General features: G+C 68.0%; 12 protein-coding genes. 5 read left to right on the top strand and 7 right to left on the bottom strand.

Translation table 11 applies throughout. The features are described from left to right. The first annotated feature begins 34 nt into the window (after positions 1–34). Positions 35–916 (top strand): LysR family transcriptional regulator, encoded by an 882-nt coding sequence (locus G8A07_RS08690; RefSeq protein ID WP_195796637.1) that lies wholly within the window; start codon positions 35–37, stop codon positions 914–916. 11 nt (positions 917–927) lie between these two features. Here G8A07_RS08690 and G8A07_RS08685 read toward each other — a convergent pair whose 3' ends face one another. The 3 genes from G8A07_RS08685 to G8A07_RS08675 are packed head-to-tail and all read right to left on the bottom strand — an operon-like array spanning position 928 to position 2,854. Further along, positions 928–1,503, bottom strand: a complete 576-nt coding sequence (locus G8A07_RS08685; RefSeq protein WP_195796636.1) for a GNAT family N-acetyltransferase — start codon at positions 1,501–1,503, stop codon at positions 928–930. Further along, positions 1,500–2,579 (bottom strand): sialidase family protein, encoded by a 1,080-nt coding sequence (locus tag G8A07_RS08680; RefSeq protein ID WP_195796635.1) that lies wholly within the window; start codon positions 2,577–2,579, stop codon positions 1,500–1,502. Before G8A07_RS08680 ends, G8A07_RS08685 begins: the two co-directional genes overlap by 4 nt. 5 nt (positions 2,580–2,584) lie before the next feature. Further along, positions 2,585–2,854 (bottom strand): MoaD/ThiS family protein, encoded by a 270-nt coding sequence (locus G8A07_RS08675; protein ID WP_195796634.1) that lies wholly within the window; start codon positions 2,852–2,854, stop codon positions 2,585–2,587. A 179-nt stretch (positions 2,855–3,033) separates the two neighbouring features. On the opposite strand from G8A07_RS08675, the gene rarD reads away from it, so the two are divergent. After that, positions 3,034–3,930, top strand: coding sequence for an EamA family transporter RarD (gene rarD, locus G8A07_RS08670; protein ID WP_195796633.1), 897 nt, complete (start codon positions 3,034–3,036; stop codon positions 3,928–3,930). 131 nt (positions 3,931–4,061) lie between these two features. Here the strand turns inward: rarD and G8A07_RS08665 are convergent, their stop codons facing one another. Then, positions 4,062–4,649 (bottom strand): TetR/AcrR family transcriptional regulator, encoded by a 588-nt coding sequence (locus G8A07_RS08665; RefSeq protein ID WP_195796632.1) that lies wholly within the window; start codon positions 4,647–4,649, stop codon positions 4,062–4,064. Positions 4,650–4,752: 103 nt separating this feature from the next. Here G8A07_RS08665 and G8A07_RS08660 point away from each other — a divergent pair, with 103 nt between their 5' ends. Together G8A07_RS08660 and G8A07_RS08655 are read left to right on the top strand one after the other, a co-directional pair. Further along, positions 4,753–5,961, top strand: a complete 1,209-nt coding sequence (locus tag G8A07_RS08660) for an MFS transporter (RefSeq protein WP_195796631.1) — start codon at positions 4,753–4,755, stop codon at positions 5,959–5,961. A 47-nt stretch (positions 5,962–6,008) separates the two neighbouring features. Further along, positions 6,009–7,229 (top strand): MFS transporter, encoded by a 1,221-nt coding sequence (locus G8A07_RS08655; RefSeq protein ID WP_195796630.1) that lies wholly within the window; start codon positions 6,009–6,011, stop codon positions 7,227–7,229. 140 nt (positions 7,230–7,369) lie between these two features. Here the strand turns inward: G8A07_RS08655 and ahpF are convergent, their stop codons facing one another. From ahpF to lysA, 3 genes are all read right to left on the bottom strand, one after another. Next, on the bottom strand, positions 7,370–8,923 hold the full coding sequence (gene ahpF, locus G8A07_RS08650) for an alkyl hydroperoxide reductase subunit F (RefSeq protein WP_195796629.1): 1,554 nt from the start codon (positions 8,921–8,923) through the stop codon (positions 7,370–7,372). A 168-nt stretch (positions 8,924–9,091) separates the two neighbouring features. Continuing rightward, positions 9,092–9,655, bottom strand: a complete 564-nt coding sequence (gene ahpC / locus G8A07_RS08645; protein ID WP_195796628.1) for an alkyl hydroperoxide reductase subunit C — start codon at positions 9,653–9,655, stop codon at positions 9,092–9,094. 141 nt (positions 9,656–9,796) lie between these two features. Beyond that, a complete protein-coding gene (lysA, locus tag G8A07_RS08640; RefSeq protein WP_195796627.1) occupies positions 9,797–11,041 on the bottom strand; it encodes a diaminopimelate decarboxylase in 1,245 nt (414 codons plus the stop codon). 109 nt (positions 11,042–11,150) lie between these two features. On the opposite strand from lysA, the gene G8A07_RS08635 reads away from it, so the two are divergent. Next, complete coding sequence (locus G8A07_RS08635) at positions 11,151–12,068, top strand: LysR family transcriptional regulator (RefSeq protein WP_195796626.1); 918 nt, start codon at positions 11,151–11,153, stop codon at positions 12,066–12,068. Position 12,069 lies beyond the last annotated feature (1 nt).

Raw genomic sequence — 12,069 nt, 5'->3', positions numbered from 1 at the left:
GCGATTAACCCATCCAATTCATCAATCCGCCGCCATGAGCTACGACACCAGCCTGCTGCAGGCCTTTCTCGCGGTGCATCAGGCCAATGGCTTCACCCGCGCGGCCGAGCGCCTGCACCTCTCCCAGTCGGCGATCAGCCACCAGATCCGGCGGCTGGAGGAGCTGGTCGGCCGGCCGCTGTTCCACCGCACCACCCGGCGCCTGAACCTGACCGCCGACGGCGAGGATTTCCTGCGCCTGGCGCAGCGCATCCTGCAGGCGCAGGACGCGCTGACCCAGCATTTCCGGCGCTCGCCGATCGAGGGCACGGTGCGCTTCGGCGTGCCCGAGGCCTTCATGCGCGAGGGCCTGCCGCGCCTGCTGACCCAGTTCTCGCGCGGCTGCCCGAATGTGCGGCTGGAGGTCAGCGTCGGGCTGACCCTGGACCTCGCGACCATGGTGCGCGAGCGCGAGCTGGATCTGGCCGTCGTGGTGTCGGTCGCGGGCGAGGGCCGGGGCGAACTGCTGCAGCGCCTGCCGATGGTCTGGGCCGCGAGCGCGGATTTCGACCTGGCCGGCCACGCCTCGCTGCCGCTCGCCTACTCGCCGCCGCCCTGCGTCTGCCACCAGGTCAGCATCGACGCGCTGAACCGCGCCGGGATCGCCTGGCATGGCGCCTTCAGCTCGCACAGCCTGCAGGACCTGCGCACGGTCGCGCTCAGCGGCCTGGCGGTGACCACCTTCACGCGGGATCATCTGCGGCCGGGCATGGCCGAGCTCGGCGAACGCGAGGGCCTGCCGCCGCTGCCGGCGCTGGACTTCCGGCTCGACCGCGGTGATGACGACATCGAGGCCCGCAACCCGGCCGCGGCCGAGCTGGGACGGCTGATCTCGCAGACCTGGCGCGACGAGCCCCGGCCCGCCCTGCCCGGCTAAGTGGCGCGGGGTCAGGCCTTGCCGCGCTGCTCCCGCGCCAGCAGCGCGTGCATCTCCAGATCCTGGTGCCGGCCGCCCCAGAAGGCGACCTCGCGCAGCAGGCCCTCGCGGCGAAAGCCCAGGCCCTCGACCAGGCGCAGCGAGGGCTGGTTCTCCGGATGGATCATCGCCTCGATGCGGTTCAGGCCCATGCCCTCCGGCGCGAAGCCCCAGGCCAGCACCCGGCGCAGCGCCTCGGCCATCAGGCCCCGGCCCTGGGCCTCGCGCGCCAGTTCATAGCCCAGGGTGCAGCGACGCCAGGCGCGGTTCCAGTTGAACAGGCCGCAGCTGCCGACCAGGGCACCGTCCGACAGCCGCTCCAGCCCCCAGCGCGTGCCGGGGTTGGGCTGGCGGCGCCAGCCGGCAAACACCTCGACCAGGCGCTCGGCCTCGGCCAGGCTGGTCAGCGGGTCGCTGCCGAACCAGCGCATCGCCTGTGCGTCGCCATGGATGGCGAACAGGGCCGGCGCATCGGCCGGCAGCAGCTCACGCAGGCGCAGGCGTTCGGTCTGCAGGATCGGGAAGCTGGCGGCATCGGCAAGGTTCATGCGCCGAAGCGTAAGGCATAGATCGGCGGCAGCCCGCGCGAGACCTCCGTCCAGTGGTCGCCACCATCGTCGCTGGACCAGAGCCCGCCGGTGGTGCTGCCCATCAGCAGGCGCTCGCCGCTGCCGTCAACCGCCAGGCCATGGCGGTAGATCAGGTCGTAGCAATGGGTCTGCGGCAGGCCGACGCGCAGCACCTCGAAGCTCTTGCCGCCGTCACGGGTGCGGGTCACGCACAGCGCGGCATCGACCGGCACGCGCTTCTCGTCCTTGACCGCCGGCGCGAACCAGGCGGTGTCCGGGTCGCCCGGATGCGCGGCGACCGCGAAGCCGAAGCTGGAGGGCTGGGCCCGCAGCTCCTGCCAGCTTGCGCCGTTGTCGGCCGAGCGCCAGATGCCGCAATGGTGCTGGGTCCACAGCACCTCGGGCGCGCCGGCGCAGCGCACGACGCGGTGCGGGTCCTGGATGTTCTGATCCTCCGCGCGCTCCGGCGGCATGAAGTCGGCCCGCATGCCGGCCGCGCGCTGCGCCCAATTGGCACCGCCATCGGTCGAGCGCCAGGCGCCGCCGCAGGAGATGCCCAGCAGCAGTTCGTCCGGCCGGCCCGGATAGGGGCAGATCGAATGGATGCCCGGCGCGTCGTAGCCACCGCCGAACCATTCCAGCCGCTCCGGGCGCTGCCACAGGCTGTCGACCAGCTGCCAGCTGGCGCCCTCGTCCACGCTCCTGAACAGGCCACCAGGAATGGTGCCGGCCCACAGGGTGCCGCCGACGCGCTCCAGCGCCCAGATCTGCTGCAGCTTCCAGGCCGGCCCCTCGGCGCCCTCGGGCTGCTCGGGATAGGTCGGCACGGCCAGCTCGGTCCAGGTCTTGCCGCCGTCGTCCGAACCCTGCAGCTTGGTGCCGAAATGGCCCAGGTTCAGCGCGGCGAACATGCGCCCGCCGCCGGCCGGCGCGGGCAGCAGCATCGACAGCGGCTCGGCCAGGAAGCTGACCCCGGCGATGTCCCAGCCGCCGCCGGGCCGGTGCTTCAACTCGAACAGGCCCTTGCGGGTGGCCACCCAGGCGGTATCGCTCATCTGATTCATCCTCCGGACAAGGCTTGCAGCACATGGACCTGGCTCGCGGGCGCCAGCGGATCGTCGAGACGGCGGCCGTCGCGCAGCCGGCGCCCGTCGATGAAGATCGTCACATTGGCGCGCAGATGGCCCTGGTCGTCCAGCACATAGCCGCGCAGGCGCGGGTTCTGCGCGAAGGCCGCCTCTAGGCCGGCACGCAGCGTGCCCGCCGCGGTCTCGATCTCGGGCACTTCGACAAAGCGGCGCAGCTGGGGCGTGAAGACGATGCGGGCCATGCCGCGATGCTGCCGCACCGGCGGCCGGCGCAACAGAGGGAAGATCGGGAGCCGGCGCCTGTCGATTCCGGCCGGCGCCGAACGTCGGGGGCCATTCGCGCACAAGCCCCGGCCGCAGCGAGGGTCGGGCCGCGGCGGCAGAATCGCGCCCTCGCCCACCCGACCGGAGCCCGATCCCGATGAACTGGGGCATCGCCTATGCCGCCCTCGCCTATCTGTGCTGGGGCCTGTTTCCGCTCTACTTCAAGCAGCTCAGCGAGGTACCGGCGCTGGAGGTGGTGGCGCATCGCACCCTGTGGTCGCTGGCCTTCGTCGCGCTGCTGCTGACCCTGCTGCGGCGCTGGACCTGGGCCGGCCCGGTGCTGCGCCAGCCGCGGGTGCTGGGCCTGTTCCTGCTGTCGGCCGCGCTGCTGGTGGCGAACTCGCTGTCCTATGTCTGGGCGGTCCAGCATGGCCATGTGCTGGAGGCCAGCCTGGGCTACTTCATCAACCCGCTGATCAATGTGGCGCTGGGTTTTGCCTTCCTGCGCGAGCGGCCGCGGCCGGTGCAATGGCTGGCGGTCGCCCTGGCGGGCTTCGGCGTCCTGTGGCTGACCCTGCAGACCGGCAGCCTGCCCTGGATCGCGCTGGTGCTGGCGCTGAGCTTCGGCTTCTACGGCCTGGTGCGCAAGATCGCGCCGCTGGGGGCGATGGAGGGCCTGGCGCTCGAGACCCTGCTGATCGCGCCGCTGGCCGCCGCGGCGCTGGGCCTGTGGACCGTGCAGGGCCACAGCGCCTTCGCGCAGGGCGACACACGCCAGCTCGCCTGGCTGCTGATGGCCGGGCCGCTGACCGCCGTGCCCCTGCTGCTGTTCGCGGCCGGCGCGCGGCGCATCCCGCTGACCACCCTGGGCCTGGTGCAGTACATCTCGCCCTCGATGCAGTTCTTCCTGGGCGTCTGGCTGTTCAAGGAGCCGCTGGCCCCGGCGCGCCTGGTGGCTTTTGCTTGCATCTGGGCCGCGCTGGCGATCTATAGCGTGGAGGGGCTGTGGGTTGGGAGGCGGGCGGCGGCGGCCAAGGGGCTAAGGTCTTGTTGAGGTGGAGCCGAGTTGGCGGTGGCTGGCGGCTTTCGACCCATAGCGGTCTATGACTGGTGAGCAGGGCAGACGCTCATTCCCGGATGGAGTCGAGCCTCAAAGCAGCGCCGGTTTGAGTCAACAGTCGCCGCTCAGCGACTGCGCCGCACGCCGCGCAACAGGAGTTCCAGCGTTGCAAGACCTTGGGCTAGCCGCGCGTCTCCGCCCCCCTCTTCAGCGATCCAGCACGCTGCTTCAGCGAGGCTGCCATAAACCATCGTCGCCAACGCCTGGGCGTTGGCCTCCGCGATCAGGCCTTGCTGCATGAGATTTTCGATCAGCCCTTGCATCGACGCCACGCAATGCCGCTGCGCCTCTGGAGAGGAGCCACCCAGGACGGCTCTGGAGTCGCGTAGCACGATGCGCTGGATCTCGGGCTCCATGGCCATCTCCAGATAGGCCCTGCATCGGCGACGAAACCCCTCCCATGGATCGTCTGCCGCATTCGAGATTGCTTGCAGGCGCTCGTCCGTCTCGGCGTCGATCTGCCGCACGACCGCCGCCAGCAAACCCCTCTTGTCGCCGAAGTGGTGGTACAGCGCCCCGCGGGTGAAGCCCGCTTGTGCGGTCAGATCGTCCATCGAGGTGCTGGCATAGCCCTGCGTGGCGAAGACCTTGCGCGCCGTTGCCAGCAGGGCCGCACGCGTTTCTTCCATCTCGGCACGGGTGCGACGAACCATGACCCTGTCCTTCCATACGGGTTGAAGTGGTTTTACAAACAGGGCGTATGTATACGGGTATGATTTATTCATACGCCATGTATGTATTGTCTCAGGAGAACGAGTGGCCAACGCTTATGGAGAACTTTTCGCTGCGCCTGGAAGCAAGGGATTTGTCCTTGCAGGCTTGGTGGCGCGCACGCCGCTGCCGATGACCGGTATCGGCATCATCACCATGCTGTCCCAGTTGCGCGGCAGCTATGCGCTGGCAGGCGCTGTGTCGGCGGCCTTCGTCCTGACGTATGCGTTGGTGTCACCGCAGGTCTCTCGTCAGGTCGATCGGCACGGGCAGCGCCGGGTGCTACCGGTGGCCACCGCGATCAGCGTGGCGGGCATGCTGCTTCTGCTGGCGGGGACCTGGTGGAACGGCCCCGACTGGATCCTGTTCATTGGCGCCATCCTCACCGGCTGCATGCCGAGCATGTCGGCCATGGTGCGGGCACGCTGGACGACCCTCTTTCGGGGCCAGCCGCGCCTGCAGACCGCCCATGCGCTGGAAACGGTGTTGGATGAAGTGAGCTTCATTGCCGGGCCGCCACTGTCGGTCGGACTGTCCGTGCTGCTGTTTCCCCAGGCTGGGCCGCTGGCAGCAGCGTTGCTGCTGGTTCTTGGCGTCGCGGGCCTGGTGGTGCAACGCGGCACCGAACCACCGGCACAGGGGCTGACGGCCGGGATGGTGCGCTCCCAGTCCCTGCTGCGCTTTCCGGGAGTCCGCCTGCTTGCGCTGTTGATGGCTGCAATGGGCGTCATCGTTGGCACCGTGGACATCGTCAGCGTCGCCTTTGCCGAGCAACGCGGACAAGCGGTTGCGGCCAGTCTGGTGCTGTCCGCTTACGCGATCGGATCCTGCCTCGCCGGCCTGCTGTTCGGCATGCTTGAGCTGAAGGCTCCGTTGAACCGCCTGCTGCTGCTGGGCGGCATGGCGACCGCTGCAACGACGCTGCCATTGGTGTTCGTCGACAGCGTCGCTGCACTGATGGCGGCGGTGCTGGTGGCCGGCTTGTTCTTTGCGCCGACCATGATCGTGGCGATGTCCCTGCTGGAACGGCTCGTGCCCGAGCACCGCACGACCGAAGGGATGACCTGGCTGCTTGCCGGCCTGAATGTCGGGGTGGCCTTGGGCGCCGCACTCGCCGGCCATCTGGTGGACCAAGGCGGTACACGAAGCGGATTCGGGGTTGCGCTCTGCGCGGGCGCCCTGGTCCTGCTGGCGACGCTGTCGGGCGCCCGGCTCGCGCCGCCGCGCGGCGCGGCCACGACAGTCACGGCGTGACAGCAGCCTCCTCTCCTCCCCTCCATTCAAGAACAAGGATTCCAGCCATGAACATGGCCTCATCGACGTTGACGAGAACCCCTGCCGGAGCCTCCTGGTGGGCCGTGGTCGCCGTTGGCCTTGCCACCTTCTCAGTCGTCACCACGGAGATGCTGCCGGTCGGAGTGCTGGACGCGATGGCCGGAACGCTTGGCACATCAACCGGAGCGGCCGGCCTGACCATGTCGCTGCCAGCGTTGTTGGCCGCGTTGTTCGCCCCCCTCGTGGTGATTGCAGCAGGCGGCATGGACAGGCGCAGCCTTCTGTGCGGATTGCTGGGGCTGCTGTTGATCGCCAACCTGGCGTCGGCTCTGGCACCGAGTTTGCCCTGGCTTTTGGCTGCGCGCATTCTTGTCGGCGTTTGCATCGGCGGGATCTGGGCCGTCGCCGGGGGGCTCGCAGCCCGACTCGTGCCAACGCATGCCGTGGGCCTCGCCACGTCCATCGTCTTCGGTGGGGTCGCAGCGGCTTCCGTGCTGGGCGTTCCACTCGGCGCATTGATCGGCGAACTGGGTGGATGGCGCTGGGCTTTCGGCAGCATGGCACTGCTCAGTGGGCTCGTTCTGGTTCTTTTGCTCGCCGTACTTCCCAGTCTGCCCGTGAGCAGCGCCGTCAGCCTGCGCCAGTTCGGCACGCAGCTTGGCAACCGCAAGCTGCAAGCAGGACTCCTGCTGACGCTTTTCCTGGTTGGCAGCCATTTCATGGCGTTTACCTTCGTGCGGCCTTTGCTCTTGTGGGTGGGCGGCTTCGACGTGCGATGGATTCCAGGCGGACTCCTCGCCTACGGTATCGCGGGAATTGTCGGCAACTTTCTCGTGGGAATCGTCGCCGCCCGTCGTACCAAGCTGACTTTGATGGCGATAGCGCTCGGGCTGCTGCTGACGCAGATCCTGTTTCTCACTATCGGAAGTTCGCCAGTGGGCAGCGGCGCAGCCTTGCTCGTCTGGGGCTTGGCCTACGGTGGCGTTTCGGTAGGTCTGATGACGTGGATGATGAAGGCCGTGCCGGACGCGGTCGAGATTGCCACCGCGCTTTATGTGGGAGTGTTCAACATCGGCATTGCGGTCGGGGCTTGGTCAGGCGGACATGCTGTCGATGGATTGGGGCTACACACTGCCCTGTGGCTCGCGGGTGGCACTGCTGGTATGGCTTTCCTGATCGCGGTTAACGCTGGCCTGGAAAAGCAAGCCCTATGCGCCCGTGGAGGGTTGGAGCAGTTGAAGTCCTAGATGACAACAAGCTTGGATGACTGCTTCTGGCCGCAAGCCGACAGAACGCGCCACCACCGCCCGCAGCAGCCAAGCAAAGCAAAGGCCGGTCAACAATGATTGACCGGCCTTTTCTACAACAGCCCTCTGGGCCGCCCGCTTCAGTTGCGGATGATGTGGTCGAACGCAGCCAACGCCGCCTTCGCGCCCTCGCCGGCGGCGATGATGATCTGCTTGAACGGCGTCGTCGTCGCATCGCCGGCGGCGAACACGCCCGGCACCGAGGTCTGGCCCCTGGCGTCGACGATGATCTCGCCATGCTTGGAGAGCTCCACCGTGCCCTTCAGCCATTCGGTGTTGGGCACCAGGCCGATCTGCACGAACACGCCTTCCAGCTCGACGCGCCTGGCCTCGCCGGTGGCGCGGTCGGTGTAGTTCAGGCCGCTGAGCTTGCCGCCCGCGCCGGTGAACTCGGTGGTCTGGGCCTGCTTGATGATGCTGACGTTGGCCAGGCTCTCCAGCTTCTTGACCAGCACCGCGTCGGCACGGAGCTGCTCGCCGAACTCCAGCAGGGTCACATGCGAGACGATGCCGGCCAGGTCGATCGCGGCCTCGACGCCGGAGTTGCCGCCGCCGATCACCGCGACGCGCTTGCCCTTGAACAGCGGGCCGTCGCAATGCGGGCAGTAGGCCACGCCCTTGTTCTTGTACTCCTGCTCGCCGGGCACGTTGACGTTTCTCCAGCGCGCGCCGGTGGAGAGGATCACGGTCTTGGCTCTAAGCACGCCGCCGTTTTCCAGCTGCACCTCGACCAGGCCGCCGGGCTGGCTTGCGGGCACCAGACCGGTGGCGCGCTGCAGGTTCATCGTGTCGACGCCGTAATGCTTGACATGCTGTTCCAGCGCGGTCGCGAACTTCGGACCATCGGTCTCCAGCACCGAGATGTAGTTCTCGATCGCCATCGTGTCATTGACCTGGCCGCCGAAGCGCTCGGCGGCGATGCCGGTGCGGATGCCCTTGCGGGCGGCATAGACAGCCGCCGCGGCGCCGGCCGGGCCACCGCCGACGATCAGCACGTCGAAGGCTTCCTTGGCGCTGAGCTTCTCGGCGTCCTTGGCGGCCGCGCCACTGTCCAGCTTGGCGACGATCTCTTCCACCGTCATGCGGCCCGAGCCGAAGGGCGCGCCGTTCAACCAGACCGCCGGCACGGCCATGATCTCGCGGCCATTGACCTCGTCCTGGAACAGGGCACCGTCGACCACGACGGACTTGACCTTGGGGTTCAGCACCGACATCAGCGACAGGGCCTGCACCACGTCCGGGCAGTTGTGGCAGGACAGGGACATGTAGACCTCGAAGGCATAGTCGCCGTCCAGGCCCTTGATGCGCTCGATGGTGTCTTGCTCGACCTTGGGCGGATGGCCGCCGGTCCACAGCAAGGCCAGCACGAGGGAGGTGAACTCATGGCCCAGCGGGATGGCGGCAAAGCGCAGGCTCTGCTCGGTGCCGGTGCGCTTGAGGCTGAAGGAAGGACGGCGGGCGTCCTGGCCATCGGTGCGCAGGGTGATCTTGTCGGACATCGCGGCGATGTCCTGCAGCAGTTGCTGCAGCTCGCGGGAGCTCTCAGAGTCGCTCAGGGAAGCCTCGATCTCGAACGGCAGGGTGACGCGCCCCAGGTATGCCTTGAGCTGGGCCTTCAGGGTGTCGTCCAACATGGTGGTGCTTCCTTCCTATTCGAATTCGATCAATCAAGCGACTTTGAGAGCTGGCCTCCTTTCACGCGAACGGGCGGCCAGGGGCATCCCGGCGGCGCCAAGGCCGCCGGAAATGCTGCAAGCGGTGATGAGGACGGACCTCAACACGGGTGGGAGGGGCAGATCTATTTAGATCTTGCCGACCAGGTCCAGCGAGGGGGCGATGGTCTTGGCGCCTTCGTTCCACTTGGCCGGGCAGACCTGGCCGGGGTTCTTGGCGGTGTACTGGGCAGCCTTCAGCTTGCGCAGGGTTTCCTTGACGTCGCGGGCGATCTCGTTGGAGTGCACTTCAGCCGTCTTGATCACGCCTTCCGGGTTGATCACGAAGGTGCCGCGCAGGGCCAGGCCTTCTTCCGGGATGTGCACGCCGAATGCATTGGTCAGGGCGTGGGTCGGGTCACCGACCAGGGGGAACTTGGCCTTGCCGACGGCCGGGCTGGTTTCGTGCCACACCTTGTGCGAGAAATGCGTGTCGGTGGTGACGATGTAGACCTCGGTCTCGGCCTTCTGGAATTCGGCGTAATGCTCGGCGGCGTCTTCCACTTCGGTCGGGCAGTTGAAGGTGAAGGCGGCCGGCATGAAGATCAGCACGGACCACTTGCCCTTCAGCGAGGCTTCGGTGACTTCGATGAACTTGCCGTTGTGGAAGGCTTGGGCCTTGAAGGGCTGGACTTGGGTGTTGATCAGGGACATCGAGAAAACTCCGCTGTGGGTTGATGGAATGGAACGAATCATATCGATCCCCACCAACCCTTAGGTTTGTTTAATCAAATCGCCCCCATTGGCTCCACCTATTGATGCAGTCTATTGCTCAAAATTTGTGCGATAGCAATATCAAAGTTCCAGTGCCAGCAGCTCCTCGACCGTCTGGCGGCGCCGGATCAGGCGCGCCGAGGCCGGGTCCGAGCCGTCGACCAGCACCTCGGCGATCAGCGGCCGGCTGTTGTAGTTGCTGGACATGGAGGCGCCATAGGCACCGGTGTCGTGGATCACCAGCAGGTCGCCCACCTCGGCGCGGGCCAGCTCGCGCGGCACGACCACGCCGCCGTCCTCCTGCGTGAACACATCGCCCGACTCACACAGCGGGCCGGCCACCACGGTGGGCCGCGACTCGCGCGTGCCGCCGTCCCTGGCCAGCACCTCCATCGCATGGAAGGCGCCGTACATGGCCGGGCGCATCAGCTCGTTGAAGCCGGCGTCGACCAGCACGAAATGGTTCGCGCCGGCATTCTTGGTGGCGCGCACCTCGGCCAGCAGCAGGCCGGACTCGGCCACCAGGTAGCGGCCCGGTTCGATCTCCAGATGCAGCTGGTGGCCGACCAGGGCCTCGGCCTGCCGCCGCGCCGCGTCCCAGAGGCCGAAGTAATGCGCGGTGTCGATCACCGCCCCGCCCTCGCGATAGGGGATCGAGAGCCCGCCGCCGGCCGAGATCGCGGCCAGGTCATGGCCGGCCTCGCGGGCCTGGCGCACCAGATCGACCATCGCGCCGCAGACCTGGGCCAGATGGCCGTAGTCGACGCCGGAGCCGATATGCATGTGCAGGCCGACCAGCTTCAAGCCATGCCTGGAAACGGCCGCCAGCGCCGCGCCCAGTTCGCTGTGCCAGATGCCATGCTTGCTGTGCTCGCCGCCGGTATTGGTCTTGTTGCTGTGGCCATGGCCGAAGCCGGGGTTGATGCGCAGCCAGACCGGATGGCCGGGCGAGGCCGCGCCCAGCTGGCCCAGCATGTCGATCGAGCCGGCATTGACCGGCACCCGGTGCTCGGCGACCGTGGCCAGGGTCTCGCGGTCCAGCAGATCGGCGGTGAAGACGATCTCGCCGTCCGGCCCGGCCCGGTAGCCGGCCGCCAGCGCGCGCAGGATCTCGCCGCGGGAGACCGCGTCCACATGAACGCCCTGCTCGCGCATCAGCTTGAGGATATGGGTGTTCGAGCAGGCCTTCTGCGCGAAGCGGATCGTGTCGAAGGCGCGCAGCGCCGCCACGCGCGCGCGGATCACCGCCGCGTCGTAGACCCACAGCGGGGTGCCGAAGCGTTCGGCCAGGTTCCAGAGCAGGGGCGCGGACAGCGGACGGGGCATGGCAAAGGCTCGCTAGGGAAATTCAGAATGCGCGCAGCATGCCAGCCGCCATTCATTCATTCAAATGCTTTGATTTTCTTCAATCATTCAATACTGATATGGTTGGCGGATGATCAGCCATCGCCATATCGAGGTGTTCCGCGCCGTGATGACCGCCGGCAGCGTCACCGGCGCCGCCGCCCTGCTGCACAGCAGCCAGCCCACCGTGAGCCGGGAGCTGGCGCGCCTGGAACAGCTGCTGGGCTATGCCCTGTTCGAACGCCAAGCCGGGCGCTTGCGCGCGAACGCGCGGGCGCTGGCCCTGTTCGAGGAGGTGCAGCGCAGCTACCAGGGCCTGGCCCGGGTGGCGGAACGCGCGGCGCAGCTGGGCCGCGCCGAGGACGAGGCCAGGCTCTCGGTGCTGTGCCTGCCGGCGCTCGCCCATGCCCTGCTGCCCGAGGCCTGCGCCGGCTTCTTGCGCCAGCACTCCGGTGCGCAGCTGTCGATCACGCCGCAGGAGTCGCCGCTGCTGGAGGAATGGATGGGGGCCCAGCGCTTCGACCTGGGTCTGTCGGAATCCGGCCAGCCGGCCCCGGGCACGCGGCTGGAGCCGCTGCTGCAGCTGGACGAGGTCTGCGTGCTGCCGGCCGGGCACCGGCTGCTGGCCAGGCCGGTGCTGGAGCCGGCCGATTTCGCCGGTGAGGATTTCGTCAGCCTCTCGCCGGAGGATCCCTACCGGCGCCAATTCGATGCGCTGTTCGCCGAGGCCGGGGTCGAGCGCCGGCTGCGGCTGGAGACGCACAGCGCGGCGGCGGTCTGCGCGCTGGTGCAGCAGGGCCTGGGCCTGGCGATCGTGAATCCGCTGACGGCCCTAGCCGTCGCTGGCCCGGGGCTGGCACTGCGGCGCTTCTCGGTTTCGGTGCCCTTCCGGGTCAATGCGCTGCTGCCCGAGTTCAGGCCTGCGCAGCCGCTGGTGCGGGCCCTGCTGGAGCAGCTGCGCGCGGCGGCCGGGGCCATGCCCGGCCGGCTCGCCACACTTCTTTGCTGAT

Origin of the sequence: Roseateles sp. DAIF2, assembly GCF_015624425.1 — a bacterium.
GTDB lineage: Bacteria > Pseudomonadota > Gammaproteobacteria > Burkholderiales > Burkholderiaceae_C > Kinneretia.
This window is presented reverse-complemented; position numbering and strand designations above follow the sequence as displayed.

What these genes read in the sequence shown, in the direction of transcription:
- G8A07_RS08690 (WP_195796637.1), top strand. Translation starts at nt 35, where the DNA reads ATGAGCTACGACACCAGCCTGCTGCAGGCCTTTCTCGCGGTGCATCAG.
- G8A07_RS08685 (WP_195796636.1), bottom strand. Translation starts at nt 1,503, where the DNA reads ATGAACCTTGCCGATGCCGCCAGCTTCCCGATCCTGCAGACCGAACGC.
- G8A07_RS08680 (WP_195796635.1), bottom strand. Translation starts at nt 2,579, where the DNA reads ATGAGCGATACCGCCTGGGTGGCCACCCGCAAGGGCCTGTTCGAGTTG.
- G8A07_RS08675 (WP_195796634.1), bottom strand. Translation starts at nt 2,854, where the DNA reads ATGGCCCGCATCGTCTTCACGCCCCAGCTGCGCCGCTTTGTCGAAGTG.
- rarD (WP_195796633.1), top strand. Translation starts at nt 3,034, where the DNA reads ATGAACTGGGGCATCGCCTATGCCGCCCTCGCCTATCTGTGCTGGGGC.
- G8A07_RS08665 (WP_195796632.1), bottom strand. Translation starts at nt 4,649, where the DNA reads ATGGTTCGTCGCACCCGTGCCGAGATGGAAGAAACGCGTGCGGCCCTG.
- G8A07_RS08655 (WP_195796630.1), top strand. Translation starts at nt 6,009, where the DNA reads ATGAACATGGCCTCATCGACGTTGACGAGAACCCCTGCCGGAGCCTCC.
- ahpF (WP_195796629.1), bottom strand. Translation starts at nt 8,923, where the DNA reads ATGTTGGACGACACCCTGAAGGCCCAGCTCAAGGCATACCTGGGGCGC.
- ahpC (WP_195796628.1), bottom strand. Translation starts at nt 9,655, where the DNA reads ATGTCCCTGATCAACACCCAAGTCCAGCCCTTCAAGGCCCAAGCCTTC.
- lysA (WP_195796627.1), bottom strand. Translation starts at nt 11,041, where the DNA reads ATGCCCCGTCCGCTGTCCGCGCCCCTGCTCTGGAACCTGGCCGAACGC.
- G8A07_RS08635 (WP_195796626.1), top strand. Translation starts at nt 11,151, where the DNA reads ATGATCAGCCATCGCCATATCGAGGTGTTCCGCGCCGTGATGACCGCC.